The following is a 25603-nucleotide window of genomic DNA, read 5'->3' as shown; positions in this document are numbered from 1 at the left end:
CACAACCTCCATTATCTTTTGAATAGTTTAACTGCTTCTTTTAACTTCTCTGCTACATAATTTGCCTCTTCATCTGATAGATCGTTGTAGAATGGAAGGGCAACGCATCTTCTTCCTGCATCAGCAGTAACTGGGAAGTCCTCTTCCTCGTATCCAAACATTTCAACCATATAAGGCTGAACGTGAATTGGAGTAAAGTAAGGTCTACAACCTACTCCGTTCTCCTTAAGGTATGCCATAACCTTATCTCTGTCTACATCCCTTGCTAATTTAACAACATAAACAAAATAGCTCATAACGTCAACCTTAGGATCGATATATGGGACTTCAACACCTTCAATTCTGCTTAAAATTTCATTGTATCTATTTGCAACCTTTAACCTCTTTTGGATTATCTCATCAAGCCTATCCATTTGAATGGAGCCTAAAGCGGCATTAAGCTCACTCATTCTATAATTGTAACCTAATCTTTCATGGTGCAGCCAAAAACCTGTAATAGCCCTGCCTTGACTTCTAAGACTTTGGGCAAGTTCTGCAATTCCCTTATTATTAGTAACGATTACTCCACCTTCTCCTGTTGTTATCTGCTTATTTGGGTAAAAGGCAAAGGCAGCAGCATCGGCAAGCTTTCCAGCTTTTACCCCATCATAAACAGAACCTAATGCTTCGCAGCTATCTTCGATAAGATGAAGATTATGTTTATCTGCAATTTCCCTTAATCTTTTCATATTAATAGGCTGACCAAAAACGTCAACTGCAAGTATCGCCTTCGTTTTTGGAGTAATATGCTTTTCAACTTCATCTATGTTCATGTTTAATGTTTTAGGGTCTATGTCAACAAATACAGGCTTTGCCCCCTCCATTAAAAAGCAGTTTACAGAAGCCACAAAGCTAAAAGGAGTTGTTATAACCTCATCATCCTTACCTATTCCCAATGCCTTCACGATAAGGTTAAGGGCACTGGTTCCGCTATTTACTGCAACTGCATATTTTACGCCGACATATTCAGCAACTTTTTTTTCAAATTCCTCTATTTTAGGTCCTATACTTAAAATGCCGGATTTCATAACCTCCACAACGGCATCTACTTCCTTTTGGGTGATATCCGGTTTTGCCAATGGAACTTTCATTCTAAATCCTCCTTAAACTTTATAACTTTAGCTGGCACGCCAACAGCAACGGCATTATCATCTATGTCCCTAATAACCGTCGCCCCAGCTCCAATAGTAACGTTTTTTCCGATCTTTACTCCAGGAATCACATTAGCGCCAGTTCCTACATGGGTAAGATCCCCCACCTTTACAGTCCCAGCAAGGTGAGCTCCGGGGGATATATGGGCAAAGTCCCCTATTACGTTATCGTGCTCAATAACTGCCGATGAATTTATAATGGCAGCCCTTCCGATTTTGGCACTGTTGTTTATAACCGCCATAGGCATTACAACAGTTCCTTCCCCTATCTCCACATTTCCTCCTATAATAACGCTTGGATGAACTGCAGTAAAAAGCTCTACTCCAAAAAAATCGAGTTTTTGAACTATATTTTTTCTAATTTTATTATCGCCAATTGCAGGAACAGCCTTTAAATTGGGATAAATCTCCTTAAGGCCTTTAATGTCATCCATCTTTCCTAAAATTTTATAGCCCAATATTTCTCCCTCTTTGTTATCATCAATAAAGCCTAATATGTTTATATTTTCAATATTTTTCATCGCAAGGAGAATATCAAGGATAACCCTTGCATGGCCTCCTGCACCTACTATTATAACATCTATCATACCATCACCTACAGTTCATCCTTATCTTTTATTATAAACTTTTCCTTTTCAGCGTAAACACCTTCACCCTTTAAAACAACTAAAAAGGTTTTAAAGAAAATATTTATATCCATCCAAAGGTTCCAGTTTTCCACATAATAAACATCATACTTTATCCTTTCAGGCCAGGATAGGGAGTTTCTTCCGTTAACCTGAGCAAGGCCTGTAACCCCAGGCTTCATTAAAAGCCTTTTTCTTTGGAAATCGTCGTATTTTTCAACTTGATACATAAGAGTTGGCCTTGGACCTATTATGCTCATCTCGCCCTTTAAAATGTTTATAAGCTGTGGCAGCTCATCAAGGCTTGTTTTTCTTAAAAATCTCCCTATCTTTGTAATTCTCGGGTCATTTTCACCCGTATAATAGCCATCACCAATCTTTTCAGCGTTTTTAACCATTGTTCTAAATTTATATATCATAAATGGCTTTCCATTAAGTCCTGCTCTTTCCTGCCTAAAAAATACCTCTCCCTCTGAATCAAGTTTAATGAGAATTGCAATTATTAAAAACAGAGGGGATAAAACAATAAGAAGGATTAGACTTAAAAGAAAGTCAAATAGCCTTTTTATAAAAAGCTGTAACTTCTTCATCCTCTCACATCCTTAAAACAAACTTTCAAGTCTATCAACAAGCTTTGATATATCGTGGTTTTCCTCAACGTATCTTCTTCCCTTTTCACCAAGGGCATTTCTCTCATCTTCTGTCATCCTTGAAAGGGAAGCAAGTGCATTTGCAAATTCAACCGGCGATTCAGGGTTTATTGAAATTCCTGCACCGGATTCTTTAACTAAATCGTTTGTTGCCCTGCAGGAGAATAAAATAGGATTTCCACTGCAAAGATAATCGAACATCTTGTTAGGGCTAATTCCATATTTAAAAACATCAAGGTCTTTAAGGTTAAATAAGCATATATCTATATTTTTAAGAAGATGCGGAACATCAACCTTTTTGATTGGATCGTATATATAAACATTATCAAGCTGCATATCTTCTTTAAGCTTAATTAACCTTTCCTTCTCAGGACCATCCCCAATTAGCAGGATATCTATATTGTTTATCCCCTTATCTTTGATTATCTTTGCAGCCTCAATTATTACATGTAGGGCGTTTGCAGGTCCCATAGCTCCAAGGTAAACCGCCTTTATTTTACCCTCATGCTCCTTTAAAATATCCTTAACATCCTGACTCATTTCCTTTTTTAACACATCATCAAACCTTTTTACTAATACTCCATTTGGAATATAAACTATCTTATCTTCATAGTTTCCAACAGATTTTATATAATCCCCTGCGCCGGGTAAAAGGACTATTATCTTTTCTGCTCTATCATAAATAAACTTTTCAATTGCATAAAATACCTTTGCAGGAAGGCTGTCTTTTTTCATAGCCCCCATGTCGATTAAAGTTTCCGGCCAAAGGTCCCTAATCTCTGCTATATACCTTGCATTAAATTTTCTTGCAAGGTAGTATCCTGCAATACATGTAAATGGATGAACGGATGACGCTATGATTACATCCGGCCTTTCAAATTTTTTCAAAAGTTTACATGAATTTATAGCAAAGGAAATCATATTGATAAATCTTTTATAATCGTTTGTTTTATATGGAAAAGTCCTAACCCAAAGGAATTTAACTCCATTTATATTTTCTATTCTATATTTTTCCCCTTCACTTAATCTTTCAGTTCTTGTTTTTAAATCAAAGCTGGAGGCGATAACTGTAACGTCATATCCCCTTTTTACAAGTTCCTCTGCAAAATCAAAGTGCCTTGTCCCGCCGCCAATTGTTGGTGGAACAGCGTAATGGTTCATTATCCAGATTCTTTTCATTAAACCAACACCTCAGTCCAGCATTTATTTTTGCAATGTCCTGTTTATGATTTCCACAATTCTTTCGCTTGAATGCCCATTACCAAAATAATCGTGTTTTTCACCCTTTGGCATAAAGAATCTAATAGCATTTAAAATGGCCTCATAATCGCTTCCAACAAGGACATTCCATCCATCTTCAACCGTTTCAATCCACTCGGTCTCCTCCCTCATGGTAATACATGGAACGTCTAAGAAATAGCTTTCCTTTTGGACTCCGCCGCTATCGGTTAATATCTTTTTAGCAGACAATTCAAGCATAATCATGTCAAGGTAACCAACGGGATCGATAATCTCTATATTTTGTCCAACTTCTATGCCATAATCATTTATAAATTTTCTTGTTCTTGGGTGAAGGGGAAGAACTATTTTTTCCCCGCAATCCTTTAGGGCATTAAAAATATTTGTAAGCTTATCCTTGTAATTTGTATTCTCTGCCCTGTGGATTGTAACAAGGATGTATTCCTTTTCTTTAAGGCCCAATCTTTCTAAAATGTTAGATTTTTTCTTTGCAATTTCAATGTTATAAAGGATGCTGTCGAACATTACATCCCCAACGTTGTAAACTCCCTTTTCAATTCCTTCCCTTTTTAAATTCTTAACTGCTGTTTCCGTTGGGCAAAATAATAAATCCGAAATGTGGTCTGTTAAAACCCTGTTTTGCTCCTCTGGCATTGCCTTGTTAAAACTCCTTAATCCTGCTTCAACGTGAATAACAGGGATAAGAAGCTTACTCGCTGCAAGGGCACCTGCCAAAGTTGAATTTGTGTCCCCATAAACCAATACAGCATCAGGTTTTTCTTTTAAAATTACTTCTTCTATTTTTATTAGCATATTCCCCGTCTGCTCTCCATGTTTTCCCGATCCAACATTAAGGTTATAGTCCGGTTTTGGGATATTAAGCTCTTCAAAAAATATATTCGACATATTTTCATCATAATGTTGTCCTGTATGGACTATTATTTCCTTAAAATGTTTTCTAATCTCCCTTGACACTGGAGCAGCCTTTATAAACTGGGGCCTTGCTCCAATAACTGTAAGTATCTTCATAGGCTCCTCCTAATTAAAAATTATTACTCTGTAATTAGCATACTTTCATAAATTTCTATTAACTTTCTGACAGAACTTTGCCATGTAAATCCTTTATATACTGTATTTTTTGCATTTTGTCCTAAATTTGTCCTTAAACTTTCATCATCAATAAGTTTTTTTAAAGCAGCATATATTTCATCAACATCAGGATTAACTAATAATCCATTATAGCCATCTTTAATTACGTCTTCGATTCCCTGCCCCTTTATTGCAATAGCAGGTTTTCCTGACGCCATAGCTTCAATATATGCAATTCCAAATCCCTCTTCATAACTTGGAAGGCAAAATATTTTAGCCGTTTTCATGTATTTTAAAACTTCTTTGTTTCCTAGCCTGCCAAGAAATATTATGTTCCTTTCAAGATCGTTATCAATAGCCATCCTCTGAAGCCTTTCTCGTTCAGGCCCATCTCCTATAACATAATAATAAACATCATAGCCTTCTTCAATAAGCTTTTTAACAGCAAGAATGTTTAAATCTATTCCCTTAGTTTTATATAGATTTGAAACACTTAAAATATCAATCCTTTTATGCTCAAATTCCTTTGCATTTTCGATATCATCTATATTAACACCATTTGATATAATTCTAACCTTATTCTTTAAAATTCATCGTTAATAAGATTTTTTAACTTATTAGAAACAGTAATTACGCTATCTGCATCCTTTAAAACATCATAAATTATTTTTTCAAAATCCCTTCCTCTTTTTACCGTACATTGGAGGTCTTGTCCGTGTATTGTAACTATATGAGGAACTTTATACTTTCTTTTTAGTATACTACCTCAAAATCCTTCTGGAAAAGCAACATGGCTATGGATAATATCAAATTTAAAGTTTTTATAGAGCCTATTAATAAGGAAATTTATCGATAGCAGCATATTGTAACCATAATATTTATAAAATAAAAGCCTTGGAAATACAATATATCTTGGATGATATACCTTTACACCGTCTAATTCACAATACCTTGGAATTTTGCTGTATTCCTTCCATTTGTTATTAAAAAAAGAAAGGATAAAAGGAGCATAAGGAACAGGTGATATAACCCTTACTTCAACTCCTTGTTTAACAAGCTCCTTCTTAACCTGATAATGAACAAAAAGCCCTGAAATCCTGTTTGCTTCGTTTGGATATAGGTGTGAAATAATTAATACCTTCATTACTGCAACTCCTCTTAAGCAAAAGGTTAAAACTGATTCTTTAAAAGCTGATCCTCCGGAACATCCTTGAAGTATTTTGCTGGATTTCCTGCAACGATCTTTCCAGATTCCACATCCTTAGTAACAACTGAACCTGCTGCTACAAATCCATCCTCATAAATAGTTTTCCCGGGCAATATAGTTGCCTGTGCACCGACTCTTCCACCTTTTTTTATCGTAACTCCCTTAAAATGTTTAAATCTTTCCTTTGACCTTGCTGCAAAATTATCGTTAGAGGTTACAACGCCTGGTGCAACAAATACGTAGTCCTCAAGCTCTGAATATGCTGTAATATAGGCGTTTGTCTCAAGTTTACAGTTAGAGCCAACCTTACAGAAATTTTCAACTGCAACGCCGCGTCCTATAATCGTTTTGCTGCCAATTGTTACATTTTCCCTGATCGTTGCAAGGTCTGCAACCAATGTGTTTTCTCCTATTTCACAGCCGCAGTAGATTATAACTCCTGCGCCTACAAGGCATCCACTTCCTATCTTTGCAGGGGGAAGCTCCCTTTCATCTTTAAATATGCTGTTTACCGCCCTCATTGGCTTTTTGCCTATAACAGTATTATCATCGATCCTTACATTATCCCCAATAACAGTCCCTTTATGAATAACAACGTTGTTGCCAATTATACAATTGTTTCCTATAACGACGTCATCTTCAATTACAGTAAACTTACCAACGGATACATTATCCCCAAGCTTTGCGCTCTCCGAAATATAATTCATACAAATCCTCCTTAGTAATAATTGAGCATTACTAATGCTAAATCATATAAAAACTTTCATACAATCTTTTAATATTTTCTTTAAAATTTTCAAATGTAAATCCATTCCAATTAGCAGGATGACTTAAAAACAGTATCTTTTTCTTATTTTCTTTGATAGCATCAACCACTGAATATCCATCCCTCCAAAAGGGCTTTAACCTTGCATCTGAAACATAGGCATCCAAACTTTCTAATAGCTCTTTTTTATATGTTTCCACTGTTATTCCTAAGTCTTCATAGCTATATTTTTCAAACAAATAATGATTTGGAACTCCTATATGCCTATTATAAAAATCTCCATGACTTGCTATGGACTTTATGTCATAGCCTTTAAAATACGTATTCAAGTTACTTACAAATTCGTCATAAATATTTTCCAAATCCTTTTCAATTATGCTAAGTTTACTTTTTATTTTATTCCTTTTACAATATGTTGCAAGCTCTTCGTAGTGATATCCAACTTCGCTGCTATATTTAACTATGTCGTCCATTAAAGAATAATCAATAGTGCTTAATCTAAAATAATATGATGCTTTAACATTATACCTTTTTTCTATTTCAAAGAAAATCCTTGCACCTTTTTTGTCAACATCGATATCATGTCTTAAAATTAATACCTTTTCATCTTTATTCATATAATTTCTATAATAATCTATAACAGAAGTTACGATGTATCCCTTTTCAATAGCTAATCTAATTATATCCTCATATTCCTTAAATCTAGGTTCTTTTAAAAAATCTGCATATATTCTTTCAAAAAATCGCTTCATCCATCCCACCTTCGTTACCTTATGCCCTACTAATAAAATGCATATATGTTTTACATAAATTAACCTTATTTTATAGTATCAATTTCGTATAGATTTTTATTTAATTTTAATATCCGCGTCCTTCATATCAAGGGTTGAAAATTCTCCAATTGGGAATTTAACAGGCATTCCTGTTTTTTGTGACTTATACGCTGCAAGTATTATTTCCATTCCCTTTTTGCCTTCTTCACCGTTAACAAGTGGTTCCCTATTATTCTTTATAGCATCTATCATGTCCTTAAATAAAGGTGTGTGGCCGTATCCGTAAACTGTATCAGGATCGCCTTCCTGCATCTTAAGTATTTCTTCCTCTGAATCCTTTCCATCAGCAAATCTCCAAGTTTCAATTCTATTTACTGCAAGACCTCCAATAACAACTGAGCCATTTTCACCAAATATACTTAATGTCTCTTCTAAATTCTTTGGATATACACAAGCGCTTCCTTCTACAATTCCAATTGCACCGTTTTTGAATCTGATTATAATAGCGCCAAAATCTTCAGCTTCTATATCCCTTATAAAGTTCCCTGTTTGGGCATAAACGGAATCGATCTCTCCCCCCATCATCCATTGAAGAAGGTCAATATCATGTATGCACTGATTCATCAATGTTCCACCATCGAGCTCCCAAGTTCCCCTCCATGGTGCCTGCTTATAATAGTTCATATTTCTGTTCCATCTAATGCTTGCCATTCCGTTGATTAGCTTTCCAAATCTTCCTTCCTCAAGGGCCCTTCTTAGCATTTGAATTGGCTTATTGAATCTGTTTTGGTGGCATACGCAGAGTTTAACGCCTTTTCCCTTTGCAATTTCAATCATCTTATCGGCATCCTTTGTTGAAAGGGCCATTGGTTTTTCAACTATAACGTGCTTTCCCTTTTCCATACAGTAAATTGCAATTTCTGGGTGATATCCGCTTTCTGTTGCAATAGTTACAACATCTATATCTTCCTTTTCAAGCATCTCTTTATAGTCAGCGTAAACATTTACCTTTGCACCTTCTATTTTATTGATATATTCATTGGCCTTTTCTCTTGCCTTTTCTATATCAACATCACAAGTTGCAACAAGCTCTGCCTCCTCATGATTATTTACAATCGCCTCAACATGCTTATATGAAATTCTTCCACATCCAATTATCGCAAACTTTAACTTCATAAAATTACCTCCTTGAGTGCCTGCCTCTTGACTTTTTGACTTTTTGACTTTTTCAAATTTTTCCATATAGAATTTTTAGCCATCTTAGCAAAATTATTTTACACTATTTTAATGTAACTTGCTTTTAAAACCAATAATCTCATTATCCCTTTTTTCTATTATTGGGACTTATTTTTTATTTAAACCCGATTATCGTCTCGAATTTTTAAGTCCATACTTTTATTTCCCCTAAAGTTTATAAAAGTAATGAACCGTCCCTTTTACAAAGGCACTTTTGCAAAAGCAAAAGTGCCTAAGGGATTAAAGCTTAATTATCTTATCTCTGTTTTCTAAAACTTCTTTAGTTGCATTTCTTGTATCAAATACAACTTTTGCATTTTTTACTATAAAATCATAATCATACTTTGAATGGTCTGTTGTTATTATTACTATATCCGCATCCTTTAATGTTTCTTCTGTAAGTTCAACTGACACATAATGCTTTCCGTTGTGTGTAAACTCTGGTATATATGGATCGTTGTATGAAACTTTAGCATTTCTCTTTTCAAGATGTTCAATTACCTTTAAAGTTGGTGATTCTCTTAAATCATCTATATCCTTCTTATACGCTGCACCTAAAAGTAAAACCTTTGAACCGTTTAGCGGCTTTTTAAAGTCGTTTAATATGTGTGATGCCTTTTCCACAACAAACTCTGGCATGTAGTCGTTTATTTCCCCTGCTATTTCAATTAGTCTTGTATGATAATCATATTCCCTTGCCTTCCATGTTAAATAGAATGGGTCTATTGGAATGCAGTGACCACCAAGACCTGGCCCTGGATAGAATGCCATAAATCCGTATGGCTTTGTCTTTGCTGCTTCTATAACTTCCCATACGTCTATTCCCATTCTTTCGCAAAGGATTGCCATTTCGTTTACAAGGGCTACGTTTATATTTCTAAACGTATTTTCAAGTATCTTTTCCATCTCTGCAACCGCTGGTGATGATACTGTAAATATTTCTCCTTCTAGAACGTTTCTATATAAAGTTGCTGCAATCTCTGTACAGTCCTTAGTAACCCCACCTACTACCTTTGGTGTATTCTTTGTCTTGAAGAACTTGTTACCTGGGTCAACCCTCTCTGGTGAGAAGGCAAGATAAAAATCCTCTCCACACTTTAATCCTGTCTTTTCAAGTATTGGCTTTACAACTTCCTCTGTTGTTCCTGGATATGTTGTTGACTCTAAAACTACAAGCATTCCCTTATGAAGATAATTTGCTATGCTCTCTGTTGAATTAACAACATATGTTATATCCGGCTGCTTATACTTATCAAGCGGTGTTGGAACGCATATTGCAACGCAGTCAACCTCTGCAATTCTTGAATAATCTGTAGTTGCATAGATCATTCCCCTTTTAACAAGTTCAGCAAGCTCCTCATCAACAACGTCCCCTATGTAGTTGTGTCCTTCGTTTACCATGTCGCATCTTTTTTGCTGAATGTCAAAGCCTATTACCTTGTAGCCCGCCTTTGCCTTTTCAACTGCAAGGGGAAGACCTACATAACCAAGCCCCACAACACCAATTACCGCTGTTTTATTTTGTATCTTTTCTAAGAGCATTTCTTTAGTTGACATACATTTTCCTCCTTTTTCTTAAGTGCCTGGCACTTGACTTTTTGACATTTTGACATTTCCATATAGTGCCATTGAAGTATCGTTTTTATAGTTAAAATATTAACAATTAAATTTTATCTTAAAATTATCCGCCTTACAACTTAACTTTTGGTGCCTGGCACCTTATTTTAAGTTTTCAAACTCCTTAATTTTTTCTGCAACATACTTTTGCTGCTGTAATGTAAGTTCTGGATATAGTGGAATTGCAAAGGTCCTTTTGCTTGCATATTCTGCATTTGGAAGGTCCCCTTCCTTGTATCCAAGGTCCTTGTATACGTTTTGTAGATGCAGTGGAACCGGGTAGTATATTCCTGTTGCTACCCCATTGTCCTTAAGGTATTTTATTAGCTCATCCCTCTTTTCATGTTGAATTATATATAAATGATATATATGTTTATTATAATCCCTTACAACTGGTAGTTTACAGCTTGTGTCCTTTAAAAGGTCGTTATAAATTTCTGCCTTTTCTGCCCTTTTTCTGTTCCATTCATCTAAATACTTAAACTTAACATTTAAAATGGCCGCCTGAAGCTCATCGAGTCTGCTGTTATATCCTAAGATCTCATGATAGTATTTTACCTTGCTTCCGTGGAACCTTAGCATTCTAATCCTTTCAGCAACAGCATCATCATTTGTAACAACCATTCCCCCATCGCCGTATCCGCCTAAATTTTTAGTTGGGAAGAAGGAAAAACAAGCTGCATGGCCTATTGAACCCGCCTTTTTCCCCTTATACTCAGCACCAATTGCCTGACAAGCATCCTCTATAACTATAAGATTATACTTTTTAGCAATCTCCATTATCCTATCCATATCCACCATCTGCCCAAAGATGTGGACAGGGATTATGGCCTTTGTCCTTTCAGTGATTTTTTTCTCAATCTTATCAACATCAATACAATATGTATCAGGGTCTATATCAACAAACACTGGTTTTGCCCCTGCCTGGGATATCGTCTCTGCTGATGCAAAGAAGGTAAAAGGTGAAGTTATAACCTCATCTCCTTCTCCAATTCCAAAGGCCTTTAGCGCTAATAAAAGTGCATCCGTTCCATTGGCAACACCAATTCCATGTTTTACACCACAGTAACTAGCTATATCCTCTTCAAGCTTTTTAACCTGCGGCCCTAAAATATAATGCCCAGACTCTATTGTCGAAATAACCGCATCTTTAATCTCATCTTTAATCGTCTCAAACTGCGCCAAAAGATCCAAAAGCTGAATTTTCATGTATAACCCTCCCATTAAATCTAATAGCCTTTAATTTTCTTGACTTTTATACGTCGGCACAAATTCATGCATAAGGTCAAATATAACTTTATCATCTTCATTTAAAGCATTGTTTAACCTTTCAACCATCGTTAAAATGTCTTTAATATCATATTCCCCAGGCTTGCCTATGAAAATCTTTTTATGTTTTGTCTTTTTTAGCCCTTCTTCACTCATCAAAAGTTCCTCATAAAGCTTCTCCCCTGGCCTTAACCCAGTAAATACTATCTTTATATCCTTATCAGGCGCAAATCCCGAAAGCCTTATAAGCTGCCTTGCAAGATCAACAATTTTAACAGGTTTTCCCATATCAAGGACAAAGATCTCTCCACCCTCTGCCATTGCACCTGCTTGAATTACAAGCTGTGCTGCCTCAGGGATGGTCATAAAGTATCTATTTATATCAGGATGAGTTACCGTAACCGGACCTCCCTTTTTAATCTGCTCCTTAAAAAGAGGGATTACACTTCCGCTGCTGCCTAACACATTTCCAAATCTTACAGCAACGTATTCGGTTTTACTTACCTTATCATAGGCTTGTATTATCATCTCAGCAAATCTTTTGGTTGCTCCCATTATATTGGTAGGGTTAACTGCCTTATCCGTTGAGATTAAAACAAACTTTTCAACACCAAATTCATCAGCACACTTTACTACATTTAGTGTTCCTAATATATTGTTTTTTATAGCCTCCTTGGGATTTGCCTCCATTAAAGGAACGTGCTTATGGGCTGCTGCATGGAAAACAACGTTAGGCCTGTATTTTTTAAATATCTCCCTTAATCTTTCCCTCTCCCTTATTGAAGCTATTATAACCTCCTGATCAAGGTCCTTGTATTGGGATTTTAATTCCATCGAAAGGTTGTAGGCTCCGTTTTCATAAATATCCAATATAAGAAGCTTCTTAGGATTAAATCTTGCAATCTGCCTACATAGCTCTGACCCAATTGAGCCTCCTCCGCCGGTTACCAAAACAACTTTATCCTTTAAATAGTCGGCAATCTCGTCGATATTGAGCTCTACCGGCTCCCTTCCTAAAAGATCCTCTATCTCAACGTCTCTTATCTGGCTTATGGTAACCTTACCGCCGATTAGCTCATATATCCCCGGCAAAGTCTTTAGCTTGCATCCCGTCTGGCTGCATAGCCTTATAATCTCTGCCCTCTCCTCCTTATCGGCTGAAGGAATGGCAATTAAAATCTCATCTATCGCCATCTCCTCTACTATATCCTCAAGGTCCTTCCTGCCTCCAACTATAGGAATTCCTTGGATGTATTTTCCCTTTTTAGACTCATCATCATCCACAAAGGCAACAGGAATGTATCCAAGCTCCGAATGCTTTTTCATCTCCTTTGCTACAATAGCCCCTGCATCCCCAGCACCAAATATTAAGATCCTCTTTCCTTTTTTGCCTGAAAGGGCCTGCATCCCCTCAAAGTGCATTATAACCCTTCTCAGGAATCTAACTCCTCCACTTGCCATTATCGTAAAGGCCCACATGACAAAATAAACGCTAAGGGGAAGCCTATTTCTCATCACAACACCATATATAAAAGAAACAGCACTTCCTACCGATACCGCAACGATAACCGACAAGAGCTCCTCTATACTTGCATATCTCCATATGCTTGTATACAGCTTAAATATGTAAAAGGATATAACCATTATTATTGAAATTGGAATAAAGGATTCTTTGTATCTTTCAAGATATGCCGGAGGTATCCTCCAGGAAAATCTAAAAAAGTATCCTAAAAATATCGCAGCGTTTATGAAAATTATGTCGCTTAAAACTAAAAGTGCCACCTTTATCCTGCGTTTCATATCATATTCCCCAATCTTTAGAAAAATTTTAACACAATCATTTATAATTATACTCCATTTGCAAATAATAGTAAAATGTTTTTACCCCTCTTACCCTTCTTAAATTTTAAATTTTTTATTAAATTTAGGTGCCAGGCACTTAAGATTTAAGATTTTAAAAAAACCGCCCTAAACTTAGGCGGCGTTACATTTTTATATTCTTCTTTATCTGTATAATTTCATACCAATTCTTTGCAGTAATCTCCTCAACTAAACTAAAATCCTTTCTTATTGCCTTTACATCAGCTGCCATTTCAGCAACATCATATGTAAGCTTATCTATCTCAGCCTTGTGAACTTCAATTGCATGTTCAAGAGCCCTTAAAATCTCTGTGTTTTCCTTTACCCGTTCTTTAATAAGTCCAACTTCACTCTCTAACTTATCCATTCTTGATTCTAACTTATCCATTCTTGATTCTAATTTATCCATTCTAGATTATAATTTATCCATTCTTTCTTCAAGTCTGTCTAACTTTCTATTAGTCTCCCTTAAATCCTCCCTTAAACCATTGACACCTTCTGTTAGATTCTCAAGAAGCTTTAAAATCTTTTCCTCCACCATCTGCACCTCCACTAAAATTTTACCACAAAGCAGCTTTAATAGCAATTTACATATATTTACACAAAAAGGCAAGTAGAACCTACTTGCCCGTCCTCTTTATATTTTCTACCAGAAGGATATTGATCCTATTAACCACAGCCTTTCCTACAACCCCATCAGCAACCATCCTATTATCCTTCTGTAGCTTTCTAACTGCATCTGCCGTCTTAGCATCAAAAACACCATTTGCTGAAAGTCTATATCCAAGCCTGTTTAACGCATTTTGTAGCCTTTTTACATCATCACCCTTTACATTTAACCTCAATACCCTCTTATAGGTTAACTTAAGACCTTCATAGGTTTTAGCATCTTTAATAATCAGATTATATAAATTCTCATCCACAACACCCGTCGCTTTTAGTCCCTTTTTCTTTTGGTAGTCTACAACTGCATTGTATGTCTTATCCCCAAAATATCCCGTCGGGGTTCCTATATTATATAAAAGTGTATTCAATGCCCCTTGCAAGGTTTTAATCCTTATATCCTTCATTCCCTTTTTTAATTGAAAGGAGCTTCCCCTTGATACAGGCTCCTTAATTACATTAAACTTCAACTCATAACTTAACACATTTTCAGGCTGCAGCTCATCCTTTACCTCTGCCTTAACAACATACTCCCCTATCTCCTGAGGAACAAAGGCAATACTATTTACATAATTAAAATCCTGCCCATAAACCAGGTTCTCATCCTTATAAACCTCTATCTTATAAGCTATCCTATCGCTTCCACCCTCCGTCAATACGCTTATATTAACAGGCTTTTTCTCATAAACGGTATTCTTATCTAAAATAACGTTTACTCCGCTAATGGGACTGTAAGCATTAAACTTAACTTCCCTGTAATCGTCAAAATCCTTAGATGAGTAAACATTTCTAATATACGCCTTTAATGTGTATTGCCCTTCTTCTTGAAGCTGATATTTAAAATCGATACCCTTAGAATATTCTCCCCCTATTAAAAGGTTATCACCCTTATAGAGCTCAAACTTAAATAGTAAATTGTCAATGCTTGAACTTTCAATAATAGGATTTGCCGTTATTTCTTCCCCAATTAAAAATTTATCTTTATTTGTATTAAGTAAAATAAGCTTAGAATTTAAAGACTCAATCTGAGCGCCATCATAATAGAACTTTAAAATTTCATCAAACCTTTGCCCTGCAAGGGCCCTATTTTTTGCCCCGATTTGGCTCATTCCAACGCCGTGACCAAAACCCTTTCCTATAAATGTATAAGTATCAGTTGCTGCATCATAAGTAACATCATAAAGGGCACTTCTAAAGCTAAATGCTATCCTTGGCTGCTCCTTTGTTAAGGTTTTTATGACCTCTAATCCATTTTGGTCTAAATAAACAACATCCATCCTTGCGATTCTTCCGCTATTGTTCCTCACAATCGAGTTTAAATCTATTCTTAAAAATCTGTCATTTGGGCCTAATATATTCTTTGCCTTTAACCTTGAATCGATATCGATAACAGTTAAAACAACAGGGTTTTCCGGCCAAGTGTAGGTATCAAAGGTATCTTCCTTTGCTATTAAATACGGCAACTGACTTGTCCAAACATTCCCCGATGCCTCAGTCCACCCTCCGTTGCTTGCTGAAAAGTAGGCAGAAATAATTCTTCCCCCATAGGTCATAATGATTCCCCTTGTCTCTTCAACTGCCCTTATGGAGTTTACCTTTGTTTCATCATATCCTCCATAAACCTGACAATGAACAGTATCACAAAGATCATACCCATCTATTCTATGTTTCCCAATGTTAGAAAGGGCATAACACCTTGCAGCAACCGCCTGGGCCTTTAATGCCTCTAAAGGGAATGAATCGCTCATCTCCCTTGGAACAACACCCTTTAAATAATCCTCAAGGTTTAATGTGTTTATAGGTAAAATTAGATTATTTTTCATCACAAATGTCATTTTCCCTAAATATTTAAACGTCTTAGTTCGGCTTTTTAAAGATAATGTATTATCTGCCTTTACTGGAATAAACTGCAGCTGCTGATATGAAGCATTATTAAAAAGAATAGCCCCATTAGAAATGGACAACACAAAACTTGAGCCTGATGGATACATGATGCCGTCTACCACATAATCTCCATTTAATGTAACTGTTATACTTGCCGCCATCATACTCTCAAGACCTATTGAGACATCCTTAAAATAATCCTGTTGGTATTTTGCAAAAACTTGTAAAGGGGATATCATCAATATAATAGCTAAAAATATGGATAAAAATCTTTTCATCCCCTTCATCCCCCCTTTAAAGCCATTATATACCATATGCCCCATTACTTCAATCCATTTCGACAACAAAAAAAGCTAAAAATGAAGAACTCTCCTCATTTTTAGCTTTATATTACATCCCAAATAAAGAAACTAATTTCATAACATCCCCTAAATCCAAATTAGAAAAAAGTGCCGACTTTATCCTCTGCTTTGACTCCTCAGGAAGTTTTTTATACTTAGCCTTAACTGAATCAGCATATTTTTTATAAGGGTAATCTGGATCCTTAGCTACTTTATTTAACGTCGATTGTATCGTTGAAATTATTGCCCTTTCTTCTTGTGTCTTTAGATTTGGATATACTTTATTAAGCCCGCTGCTTATTTTCTTTAAAGAATTCACCACATCATCAGGAAGCTTTTTAGATGTGCCTTCTTTAATTTTCGTGCTACTTTTTGACGACTCTTTTTTAGAACTTTCCTGCTCATTTTTTTCAACCGACTCAGGATTTTTTACTAAATTTTCTTGCTTTTTTAAAGGTTCTAAAAGATTAATTTTGCCTAATTTAATTTCTACCTTTCTATCTTTATAAGTTAAATTTTCTATATTTATTGGGAGGGTATTTTTATCTATTACAATGTTCCCATTTTTAAAATATTCAAGGTCTTTAAACCTATTAATTACCAAATTTAAAGGCAACGGCATCTTCCCAATTCGAAATTTAATTGGAGAAATCACTAAAGCATTGCCCTCGTCGTTAATTTTAAAATCAAAATTAAAATACAAATCTTTATCTTTATAATTCACTAAAACAAATGTTCTAATCCTATCTTCGATTAAATTGACATATGCATTTTTTATTTTAACACCCTTCTTTTCTACAGGGCGTTGTAAAAAGTATGAAACAAGTGCATTTATATTCTCTTCATCAGCTTCAACACTCCCTCCTACACCCTGCGCATCAATTATTTGATCTGCTAATTTTGAAGAAGGCTCATACTTTGGCATTTCATATTTTGAAATTGCTAGCACATAAGAAATTCCAATAAATAAGAATATAATTCCTAAAGAAATTACTCCTATTTTTTTTAAAATCCTCATTGCTTCACCTCAATCTTAATATTTTCTTTATTATACCACAAAAAGGAATAAAAAAATATCCCCCTTAGGGGACTACTTGACTTTTAGACTGACTCCTATGCTATATTTATTGCTTCCTTCTGTTACTGTAAAGGTCAAACTAAAAGTTGAATCATATTGCCTTACGTTGCCAAGTTGTATTCCCGGCGGAGGATTATCAGGAAGTCCTAAATCACTTGGGACATTAATTGACAAAACTTGATTAGCCTTTGCATTAAATTTTTTCCCAGCTATTTCAATAACTCCATCCTTATTTAAAACAAAATTGATCTTGACTACTGTATCATCGTTAGATAATCTCGTTAAATCAAAAGTATAGTTGTTTCCGCTAACATTACCTTCTAATATGCTTCCATTTCCAAGCGTTACATTCAGACTTTTTATTACGCCATTTGGATTAGTTGTGTTAGTCGGATTAGGATTTGGCTGCGTAGAACCTATTTCAGTTGAAGGGTTATTGGTGCCTGTTGTCCCTTCATTAGAATTGACCTGGCCTGTGCTGTTTTCTTGATTATTAGTTGTATCCCTTGATGAATCATTAGAATTAGTTTCACTGCTGTTTCCACTGTTATTTTCACTGCTATTATTATTCGATGAAGGGCTTTCTCCATTTAAACTGTTAGAACTATTTTCTACGCCCTGCTTACTATCCTCTATTTTTTCTTTTTCAAAAACCCTAATAACCCCTGTTGTTATATAACTATCATTAGTTTTTACTCCAACCCTTTTTACATATATTAAAAATTGATATCTACCTGGGCTTGGAAATCTATATGATATTGAAAATACTTTACTTGAATTCATAATACCTGTATAATTTCTGTCCTTGATTTTATAAAGGTCATAGCTTTTCTTAAAATCTAAATCTTTAACTATTACCCTATACTGCACATTCCCATTATAATTTTTGGCATTTATCTTGATTATTGCCCTTTCATCAAGTTTGTATTCTGCCATTGGCCTTTGAAGTAAAACTACTACAGCCTTTTTGACTGTCTTAGCATCTATCGAACTTAAACAGAAAAAAACAAAAATAATTACAAATAAAAGTAAATTTATAATTTTTTTCATATTTTTCCCCTTTCTAAAAAAGAGCCATCCAAAAGGATGACTCTTATTTTAATGTCACAGTATAAACATATTTATAGTTACCGTCATTTAATACTATCTTTACTGGCTTATTAACAAAATCACCTATCTTTGCAGTTTGAATAACAGATATTCCTAAAGCCATCGTAATTTCACTCTTTGCTATAGTCTTATCATTTCCTAATCCATATACTACTTTATTGTTAACTGATATAGATTCAACATTTATTCCATAAACCTTAATAGCTTCGTAGGTTACATCTCCATTAGTTAACAAGTATACATATGGAATTAGGGCAGGTAGATTTTCGAATTTTGAGTCAGAAGCAATCTTATAATACAGTGCATTGTATGTTGCTGCATTTGGACTTTCTAAGAAGGCCTTTGCATTAATCATACCCTTATTTTGTAGAATTTCAATTAAATATTGATTGTAATTCTTGAAGCTGTCGTTTGCTCCTACCTTAACTTCAATATTTCCTAAAACTGTCTTTAATGTATTTGCTGTGCTTATAACCTTTGATGTTTTAGCGTCACTTTGATTTTGCTCATCTAATTTGCCAAAGCTTAAGAATTTATTTCTAAATATGTCGTAAGACTGAGCAACAGTATATGTCTTTATATCTTCTTTCTTAATTTTTAAATCTATTGCGTAATTGTATGCCCCGTTTGAATATCCTAAGTTGTTTAAAGTTGGTTTTTCATATCTATCTGATACATATTCATAAGCCCAAAGTGCATCTATTGTTGTATTAATTCCAAGATTTAATACTCCGTTTGTTGGACTTGGAGGAACTACTCCTCCACCAATCGTTACACCGGTTTGCTCTTGTGGTTTTCCGTCGATCTTTTCAACCTTTCCTTCACCTGATACCTTTACTTCATTGTTGTTCTTTACAACATCTACAACAACAGCTTCCTTATTTACAACAACTTCTACCTTAGCCTTTACATCGATCTTTTCTACCTTGCCTGATGTAACAACTACTTTTACTTCACCCAATACTTCAACAGTTCCAAAGTTACCTCTAAGCTCTACTGTCTTCCCTGCGGCATCCTTTTCTACAACAACCTTACCAAAGGAACCGCTAGTTACTTCAACTATTGCTCCTGATAATACCTTAGTTACATCAATTGCTGTTAATCCTTCTGATACTACTCTAACACTCTTTTGAGACTTAACTTCTAAATTCTTTGCCTTTACTGATTTTAAATGGATACTGTCCTTTCCTCCTGACAATACAACTATCTTCTCAGCTTCAACATTTTCAAGTGTTGCATTGCCATTTTCACCTGGGTTAACATAAACCGTTCCCTTTACCTTAGCGTTATAAAGCTTTGTATTGTTTGCATTTAAATATACATCCTTTTCAATTAATACAAATTCAGCACCATAAGTTTGGCCTTCCTTGTCAAGAATTATATCTTTGGGTTCTTCCTTAGGTTCTTCTTTTGGCTCTTCTACTGATACCTTAGCTTTTACTACAAACTTTCTTGTTACAGCGTATGAATCATAATAAACCTTTGCACCTACTCTTTTTACATACACAACTACATAATACGTTCCTGATTCTGTAATTGAAAACCCTACATTAAAGTTTCCTTGTGCTGAAATTTGCTTGTTGTAATATTTTCCTGGGTATTTTGCAAATAATTCTTTTACGATTTGTCCTTTTGAATTTCTAATATGTATCCTGTATTGAACCTTGCCCTTATAATTTGGTGCTTTAACTGAGAGGCTAATTCTTTCGCCTTCAAAGTATTGTGTCTTTGGCTGAATAGACACAACAACCTTTGGTTTAACTACCTTTGATGCAGCAAAGGTGTTAAATCCAATAACAACAAATACAAACAAAAACGCTAAGGTAATGCTTAAAAATTTTTGAGCTCTTTTCATGTATAGCCCCCTTCCCATAAATTATTCATAGCTATTTTACCAAATTTTTGAATTAGTTTCAAATATCTTCGATATATTTAGACAAATTTTGTAATTAAATTTTTTATATACTGAACATTCCTAAAAATTCTTCTTTTACCTTGTTTAATTTTTTCTCAGAATCCTTTAGATTTTCTCCCCTAACTGCAAAATAAAACTTGATCTTAGGCTCTGTCCCTGAAGGTCTTGCTGTTATTATGCTCTCATCCTCTAAAATGACTTGTATTACATTGGACTTTGGAAGATTTATTTTTTCCTCCTTTCCGTCCCTTAAATCCCTTTCTACACTTTCTTTATAATCCTTAACTACAACAGCCTTAACCCCAGCGATTTCCTTAGGTGGATTGTTTCTTAACATATCCATGATTTCCTTTATCCTTTGACTTCCTTCAATGCCCTCTAATGTTACTGATTTTAAGTCCTCTTTAAAATATCCATACCTTTCGTAAAGGCTCAAAAGCCCCTCATAAAGACTCATTCCCTTTAATTTATAAAACCCTGCCATCTCACATATTAGCATTGATGCTATAACCGCATCCTTATCCCTTACAAAATCCCCTGCAAGATAACCATAGCTCTCCTCAAATCCAAAAACAAATGTCTTATCCTTCTTTTCCTCAAACTCCTTTATCCTTTCTCCTATGTATTTAAACCCTGTTAAAACGTCCATTATCTCAACATTATAATCCTCTGCAATCCTTCTTGCCATTTCAGTTGTAACAATTGTTTTTATAACCACACCATTTTCAGGCATCTTTCCTGTTGCCTTTAGGTTTTCTAATATATAATGGGTTAGAAGGGCACCCGTTTGATTTCCTGTTAAAACGATGTATTCTCCTTCCTTATTCTTAACAACGACACCAACTCTATCACAATCTGGGTCCGTCCCTATTATTAAATCTGCCTCCATCTCCTTTGCCATTTCAATTGCCCTTGTAAAGACTTCATGTTCCTCAGGATTTGGATATTTTACCGTTGAAAAGTTTGGATCTGGATTTTCCTGCTCCTTTACAACATAGACATTTTTGTATCCAAGCTCAGCTAAAACCCTTCTTACAGGCTTGTTTCCTGTTCCATGAAGGGGAGTATATATAACCTTTAGACTGTCCTTTACATTATTAACAACATCCTTATTTACAGTAAGTCCCTTAACAAGGTTTATATAAGCCGTTTCAACCTCATCGTCTATAAGCTTGAAAAGTCCTGATTCCTTTGCCCTTTCTAAATCCACTGTTTTAATTTCTGAATAGTCGACGTTTTTTATCTCGTTTAATATTCCTTCTGCATGGGCTTCCGTAATCTGTCCTCCGTCGGACCAATAAACCTTATATCCATTATACTCCTTTGGATTGTGGGATGCAGTTATAACTATTCCTGCTGTAGTTTTTAAGTATCTTACAGCAAAGGAAAGCATTGGCGTTGGCCTTAGCTCCTTATATATAAATGTTTTTATCCCATTTGCATTTAATACAAGGGCAGCCTCCGTTGCAAATATATCGCTGTATAATCTTGAATCGTAGGCAATTGCAACTGAAGGGTCCTTTACTTTCTGCTTTAATATATAATTTGCAAGTCCCTGGGTTGCCTTTCTTACCGTATACACATTCATCCTGTTTGTTCCTGCACCAATTATTCCCCTTAATCCACCTGTTCCAAACTCCAGTTCTTTATAAAATCTTTCCATTATCTCCTTTTCATCAAGCCCTAAAAGCTCATTTTTTGTATCTTCATCAAACTGCAGCCATCTTTTATACATTTCCATGTATTCCACAAAAAACACCTCCTGAAACAATTTATTTAATATTTTAATAGATGTCCTTTATTTTTACAACTAAAAAATCCCAACTATTCCATCTCATCCTTTAACCTTTTAAGGGCTCTTTCTTTAAGCCTTGCAATTGCCATGTAGTGGCATCTTTTATTTTGTGCTATTTCAACCATGCTCTTGTTTTTAAAATAAAAGTCTATTATAACTTCCCTTTGCTTTTTCGTCAGCTTATAAAGGGCATCGTAAAGCCTTTTTATATTTTCCTCCTTTATCCTTTCCCCTTCAAGGTCAAAATCACTTGGAATTATCTCATACATATTTTCCCCATCCTCAGTTATTTCTTGATCTAAACTTACATATTCTAAATTAGCCTTTACTGAAAATTCCCTCATTTTATTTACAACCGCCCTTTTTACATAGGCCTCAAAGGGGCATTTGGAACTTAAGTCGTAATTTTCTATGCACTTTAATATTACAATCCTCCCCTCCTGCATTGCATCCTCAAAATAGGATTTATTCTTTATATACAAACTGCACGCCCTCTTTAAAAGGGGCTCAAACCTTTTAAGAATCAAAACCTTTTTATCATCATCCTTTCTCGCAAGTAAAACCAAATCCCTCATATCATCCCCTCCTTAAGAGGATGATACAAGAGAAAAAATTTTTTGTTAAAAACGGAAAAATAACATTTCAATGCAGAAAAGTTACATTTTTGTGCGGAAAAATAACATTTCATAACGGAAAAATGACATTCCGCATTGTGAAAGTTATTTTTTCAAAAAATTTAAGGGGATTTTCCCCTTATGCAGCTTTTTTAATTTTTCTTTTTATCATGTCTAACACATAAACAAACTCTTCCAATTTTAATGCATGGACCATACCAAAGTAAACTAAAGCTCCAACAAAGGCACAGCCAAATACCGAGATCACATCCCCCTTAAAGCCTGTCCCAAACTTAAGCTGCAAAAATTTATTTAAAACAAACACAACTGCCCCCATAACAAGAGAGGATAAAAGCATCTTATTAAAGGAACTTATAAGCTTTTTCATCCCTATATCCTCTATTTTCCTATTTAAACTTCTTATCAAAAGCAATGTGACAACTGTAACAGAAATAGATGTTGCAAGGGCAAGTCCAGCAACCCCAATAAATTTAACTAAAATAATATTAAGTATTATATTCAAAATAACCCCTACAACGCTATTTATCATAGGTGTCTTAGTATCTTTAATTGAATAAAAGGCTCTTCCTACTACATCCCTGACTCCTATAAAAATCATCCCTGGCGAATAACACAAAAGTGCAATGGAAGTCAAATATGCAGCACCGCTATCAAAAGCTCCCCTTTTAAAGACTATGTCAACAATTGGCTGCCTTAAAATCATCATCCCTATTGTTGCAGGAAGCATAATTAGTAAAATAACATTTATCCCCTTTATCAACGCATTTTTATAGGCTTTTAAATTTTCTTGGGCAGAATATGTAGAAAGGGTAGGATATATAACCGTCGTTATTGCAACGGCAAAAATGCCATAAACAAACATATTTAGCTTATTCGCAAAATTCAAAACAGCAATTGAACCTTCCCCAACAGTTGTTGCAAGCATTCTGTCAACTAAAAAATTCACCTGAGAAACAGAAACACCTATTATAACTGGGGCCATAAGCTTAACCATTCTTATTATGTTCTCGTCCTTAATGTTCAAATAAAATTCATAATAATATCCCAATTTTTTAAACTTTGGAATTAAAAAAGCAAACTGGACAAAATAAGCCACAATAGTCGCTATAGTTAAACCATATACCCCAAACTTTCCCGCAAAAAGAGCCAAATACGAAATAATAACAACATTCATTAAAACTCCAACAAATGCAGGTGCTGTAAACTCCTTATGAGACTGCAAAATTCCTGTAAAAATACTTTGCATTGCAATAAAAATCATCGAAATAAACATAAGCTTTGATACAACAATGGCTTTATTGAAAACAACTAATTCGCCTTTAAACCCAGGTGCAAATACCATAACGATATACTTTGAAAAAATAATTCCAAATAAGATAAATCCAATAACAAGTATTCCAACAATATTAATCACATTATTAACAAACCTAATCCTATCCTCTTTGCTTTTCCTTTCAATAAACTCCGTAAGGATAGGAATAAAGGTTGTTCCTATCCCACTTCCTATGCTATTAAAAATTAACATAACAAGCCCTATTGCAAAGGTGTATATATCCGTATCATACGATGCACCGAATTTATAAGCCAGAAGGGTTTCACGAAGAAACCCTAGGAATTTGCTGAGGATTGTGAAAAGTATAATAAAAACAGAACCTTTTAGTATACTACTTTTGGTCATAAAAACACTCCTTATTTAGTTTTTTGTTATATGTATTTTTCATTAATTTTTTATCTCATTGCTTGTATAAAAGCAATTATATCCAATGATTTTTACAATCCTTTCACTTGAATTCCCATCTCCAAAATAATCGTGCTTTTCACCCTTTGACATAAAGAACCTTATGGCATTTAAAATAGCCTCATAATCGCTTCCAACTAATACATTCCATCCGTCTTCTACTGTTTCCACCCATTCAGTCTCATCCCTCATTGTAATGCAGGGGACATCCAAAAAGTAGCTCTCCTTTTGAACTCCACCGCTGTCGGTTACGATCTTTTTAGCTGCCATCTCAAGCATTATCATATCAAGATACCCAACAGGGTCTATAATTTCTATATTTTCTCCAACTTTTATTTCATAGTCCTTAATAAACTTCCTTGTCCTCGGGTGAAGGGGAAGAACTATCTTTTCATTTGAATCCTTTAGGGCATTGAATATATTAACCATCTTTTCCTTGTAGTTTGTATATTCTGCCCTGTGGATTGTAACAAGGAGATATTTCTTTTCCTTAAGCCCTAATCTTTCTAGAATGTTAGATTTTTTCTTTGCAATTTCAATGTTATAAAGGATGCTGTCGAACATTACATCCCCAACGTTGTAAACTCCCTTTTCAATTCCTTCCCTTTTTAAATTCTTAACTGCTGTTTCCGTTGGGCAAAACAATAAATCTGAAATGTGATCTGTTAAAACCCTATTTTGCTCCTCTGGCATTGCCTTGTTAAAGCTTCTTAATCCTGCTTCAACGTGAATAACAGGGATAAGAAGCTTACTTGCCGCAAGGGCACCTGCCAAAGTTGAATTTGTGTCCCCATAAACCAATACAGCGTCAGGTTTTTCTTTTAAAATTACTTCTTCTATTTTTATTAGCATATTCCCCGTCTGCTCCCCATGGTTTCCTGAGCCAACATTAAGGTTATAGTCCGGTTTTGGGATATTAAGC

Annotated in this window: 23 protein-coding genes; all 23 read right to left on the bottom strand. The window is 35.0% G+C overall.

All coding sequences use genetic code 11. The features are described from left to right. Window positions 1-11: 11 nt before the first annotated feature. A complete protein-coding gene (locus tag Q3V94_RS10925; protein ID WP_303527671.1) occupies window positions 12-1130 on the bottom strand; it encodes a DegT/DnrJ/EryC1/StrS aminotransferase family protein in 1119 nt (372 codons plus the stop codon). Beyond that, window positions 1127-1777: an acetyltransferase gene (locus Q3V94_RS10920; RefSeq protein ID WP_303527669.1), complete on the bottom strand. Its 651-nt coding sequence runs from the start codon at window positions 1775-1777 to the stop codon at window positions 1127-1129. The genes Q3V94_RS10925 and Q3V94_RS10920 overlap by 4 nt, the downstream gene beginning before the upstream one ends. 8 nt (window positions 1778-1785) lie before the next feature. Then, window positions 1786-2406, bottom strand: coding sequence for a sugar transferase (locus Q3V94_RS10915; RefSeq protein ID WP_303527666.1), 621 nt, complete (start codon window positions 2404-2406; stop codon window positions 1786-1788). Between the two features lie 12 nt (window positions 2407-2418). Further along, window positions 2419-3645, bottom strand: coding sequence for a glycosyltransferase family 4 protein (locus Q3V94_RS10910; RefSeq protein ID WP_303527664.1), 1227 nt, complete (start codon window positions 3643-3645; stop codon window positions 2419-2421). Window positions 3646-3669: 24 nt separating this feature from the next. Continuing rightward, entirely contained in the window at window positions 3670-4734 is a 1065-nt protein-coding gene (wecB, locus tag Q3V94_RS10905) for a non-hydrolyzing UDP-N-acetylglucosamine 2-epimerase (protein WP_303527661.1), read from the bottom strand. Window positions 4735-4757: 23 nt separating this feature from the next. Further along, window positions 4758-5342, bottom strand: coding sequence for a glycosyltransferase family 4 protein (locus Q3V94_RS10900; protein ID WP_368506517.1), 585 nt, complete (start codon window positions 5340-5342; stop codon window positions 4758-4760). A gap of 218 nt (window positions 5343-5560) precedes the next feature. Next, a complete protein-coding gene (locus Q3V94_RS10895; protein WP_303527658.1) occupies window positions 5561-5938 on the bottom strand; it encodes a hypothetical protein in 378 nt (125 codons plus the stop codon). Between the two features lie 26 nt (window positions 5939-5964). Continuing rightward, window positions 5965-6708, bottom strand: a complete 744-nt coding sequence (locus Q3V94_RS10890; protein WP_303527655.1) for an acyltransferase — start codon at window positions 6706-6708, stop codon at window positions 5965-5967. Window positions 6709-6745: 37 nt separating this feature from the next. Then, window positions 6746-7519 carry a hypothetical protein gene (locus Q3V94_RS10885; protein WP_303527652.1) on the bottom strand — a complete coding sequence of 258 codons (774 nt, stop codon included), beginning with the start codon at window positions 7517-7519 and terminating at the stop codon, window positions 6746-6748. A 96-nt stretch (window positions 7520-7615) separates the two neighbouring features. After that, entirely contained in the window at window positions 7616-8716 is a 1101-nt protein-coding gene (locus Q3V94_RS10880) for a Gfo/Idh/MocA family protein (RefSeq protein ID WP_303527649.1), read from the bottom strand. A 300-nt stretch (window positions 8717-9016) separates the two neighbouring features. Then, window positions 9017-10333 (bottom strand): nucleotide sugar dehydrogenase, encoded by a 1317-nt coding sequence (locus Q3V94_RS10875; protein WP_303527646.1) that lies wholly within the window; start codon window positions 10331-10333, stop codon window positions 9017-9019. Window positions 10334-10495: 162 nt separating this feature from the next. Continuing rightward, the gene (locus Q3V94_RS10870; RefSeq protein ID WP_303527643.1) at window positions 10496-11602 is read right to left on the bottom strand and encodes a DegT/DnrJ/EryC1/StrS aminotransferase family protein; all 1107 of its coding nucleotides are present in this window, start codon (window positions 11600-11602) and stop codon (window positions 10496-10498) included. A 30-nt stretch (window positions 11603-11632) separates the two neighbouring features. Continuing rightward, entirely contained in the window at window positions 11633-13462 is a 1830-nt protein-coding gene (locus Q3V94_RS10865) for a nucleoside-diphosphate sugar epimerase/dehydratase (protein ID WP_303527641.1), read from the bottom strand. Window positions 13463-13646: 184 nt separating this feature from the next. Then, window positions 13647-13931 carry a hypothetical protein gene (locus Q3V94_RS10860; RefSeq protein WP_303527639.1) on the bottom strand — a complete coding sequence of 95 codons (285 nt, stop codon included), beginning with the start codon at window positions 13929-13931 and terminating at the stop codon, window positions 13647-13649. Window positions 13932-13937: 6 nt separating this feature from the next. Further along, window positions 13938-14060 (bottom strand): hypothetical protein, encoded by a 123-nt coding sequence (locus Q3V94_RS10855; protein ID WP_303527637.1) that lies wholly within the window; start codon window positions 14058-14060, stop codon window positions 13938-13940. A gap of 82 nt (window positions 14061-14142) precedes the next feature. Continuing rightward, the gene (locus Q3V94_RS10850; RefSeq protein ID WP_303527634.1) at window positions 14143-16347 is read right to left on the bottom strand and encodes a SpoIID/LytB domain-containing protein; all 2205 of its coding nucleotides are present in this window, start codon (window positions 16345-16347) and stop codon (window positions 14143-14145) included. Window positions 16348-16459: 112 nt separating this feature from the next. Continuing rightward, window positions 16460-17428: a hypothetical protein gene (locus Q3V94_RS10845; RefSeq protein ID WP_303527632.1), complete on the bottom strand. Its 969-nt coding sequence runs from the start codon at window positions 17426-17428 to the stop codon at window positions 16460-16462. Between the two features lie 72 nt (window positions 17429-17500). After that, window positions 17501-18538 (bottom strand): hypothetical protein, encoded by a 1038-nt coding sequence (locus Q3V94_RS10840; protein WP_303527629.1) that lies wholly within the window; start codon window positions 18536-18538, stop codon window positions 17501-17503. A gap of 43 nt (window positions 18539-18581) precedes the next feature. Next, window positions 18582-20453: a hypothetical protein gene (locus Q3V94_RS10835; protein WP_303527626.1), complete on the bottom strand. Its 1872-nt coding sequence runs from the start codon at window positions 20451-20453 to the stop codon at window positions 18582-18584. 103 nt (window positions 20454-20556) lie between these two features. Beyond that, complete coding sequence (locus Q3V94_RS10830) at window positions 20557-22254, bottom strand: phospho-sugar mutase (RefSeq protein ID WP_303527851.1); 1698 nt, start codon at window positions 22252-22254, stop codon at window positions 20557-20559. Between the two features lie 83 nt (window positions 22255-22337). Beyond that, window positions 22338-22883, bottom strand: a complete 546-nt coding sequence (locus tag Q3V94_RS10825) for a sigma-70 family RNA polymerase sigma factor (protein ID WP_303527623.1) — start codon at window positions 22881-22883, stop codon at window positions 22338-22340. A gap of 178 nt (window positions 22884-23061) precedes the next feature. Further along, on the bottom strand, window positions 23062-24621 hold the full coding sequence (gene murJ / locus Q3V94_RS10820) for a murein biosynthesis integral membrane protein MurJ (RefSeq protein WP_303527620.1): 1560 nt from the start codon (window positions 24619-24621) through the stop codon (window positions 23062-23064). A 42-nt stretch (window positions 24622-24663) separates the two neighbouring features. Continuing rightward, on the bottom strand, window positions 24664-25603 hold a 940-nt coding region (gene wecB / locus Q3V94_RS10815), incomplete at its 5' end, for a non-hydrolyzing UDP-N-acetylglucosamine 2-epimerase (RefSeq protein ID WP_303527618.1).

This window comes from Caloramator sp. CAR-1 (assembly GCF_030546345.1).
GTDB classification, from domain to species: Bacteria; Bacillota; Clostridia; order Clostridiales; family Caloramatoraceae; genus Caloramator; species Caloramator australicus.
This window is presented reverse-complemented; position numbering and strand designations above follow the sequence as displayed.

Coding starts and splice junctions, on each gene's coding strand:
- Q3V94_RS10925 (WP_303527671.1), bottom strand. CDS start 1,130: ATGAAAGTTCCATTGGCAAAACCGGATATCACCCAAAAGGAAGTAGAT.
- murJ (WP_303527620.1), bottom strand. CDS start 24,621: ATGACCAAAAGTAGTATACTAAAAGGTTCTGTTTTTATTATACTTTTC.
- Q3V94_RS10830 (WP_303527851.1), bottom strand. CDS start 22,254: ATGGAAATGTATAAAAGATGGCTGCAGTTTGATGAAGATACAAAAAAT.
- Q3V94_RS10825 (WP_303527623.1), bottom strand. CDS start 22,883: ATGAGGGATTTGGTTTTACTTGCGAGAAAGGATGATGATAAAAAGGTT.
- Q3V94_RS10845 (WP_303527632.1), bottom strand. CDS start 17,428: ATGAGGATTTTAAAAAAAATAGGAGTAATTTCTTTAGGAATTATATTC.
- Q3V94_RS10880 (WP_303527649.1), bottom strand. CDS start 8,716: ATGAAGTTAAAGTTTGCGATAATTGGATGTGGAAGAATTTCATATAAG.
- Q3V94_RS10895 (WP_303527658.1), bottom strand. CDS start 5,938: ATGAAGGTATTAATTATTTCACACCTATATCCAAACGAAGCAAACAGG.
- Q3V94_RS10920 (WP_303527669.1), bottom strand. CDS start 1,777: ATGATAGATGTTATAATAGTAGGTGCAGGAGGCCATGCAAGGGTTATC.
- wecB (WP_303527661.1), bottom strand. CDS start 4,734: ATGAAGATACTTACAGTTATTGGAGCAAGGCCCCAGTTTATAAAGGCT.
- Q3V94_RS10870 (WP_303527643.1), bottom strand. CDS start 11,602: ATGAAAATTCAGCTTTTGGATCTTTTGGCGCAGTTTGAGACGATTAAA.
- Q3V94_RS10865 (WP_303527641.1), bottom strand. CDS start 13,462: ATGAAACGCAGGATAAAGGTGGCACTTTTAGTTTTAAGCGACATAATT.
- Q3V94_RS10915 (WP_303527666.1), bottom strand. CDS start 2,406: ATGAAGAAGTTACAGCTTTTTATAAAAAGGCTATTTGACTTTCTTTTA.
- Q3V94_RS10890 (WP_303527655.1), bottom strand. CDS start 6,708: ATGAATTATATTTCGGAGAGCGCAAAGCTTGGGGATAATGTATCCGTT.
- Q3V94_RS10910 (WP_303527664.1), bottom strand. CDS start 3,645: ATGAAAAGAATCTGGATAATGAACCATTACGCTGTTCCACCAACAATT.
- Q3V94_RS10850 (WP_303527634.1), bottom strand. CDS start 16,347: ATGAAAAGATTTTTATCCATATTTTTAGCTATTATATTGATGATATCC.
- Q3V94_RS10860 (WP_303527639.1), bottom strand. CDS start 13,931: ATGGATAAATTAGAATCAAGAATGGATAAGTTAGAATCAAGAATGGAT.
- Q3V94_RS10840 (WP_303527629.1), bottom strand. CDS start 18,538: ATGAAAAAAATTATAAATTTACTTTTATTTGTAATTATTTTTGTTTTT.
- Q3V94_RS10875 (WP_303527646.1), bottom strand. CDS start 10,333: ATGTCAACTAAAGAAATGCTCTTAGAAAAGATACAAAATAAAACAGCG.
- Q3V94_RS10835 (WP_303527626.1), bottom strand. CDS start 20,453: ATGAAAAGAGCTCAAAAATTTTTAAGCATTACCTTAGCGTTTTTGTTT.
- Q3V94_RS10885 (WP_303527652.1), bottom strand. CDS start 7,519: ATGAAGCGATTTTTTGAAAGAATATATGCAGATTTTTTAAAAGAACCT.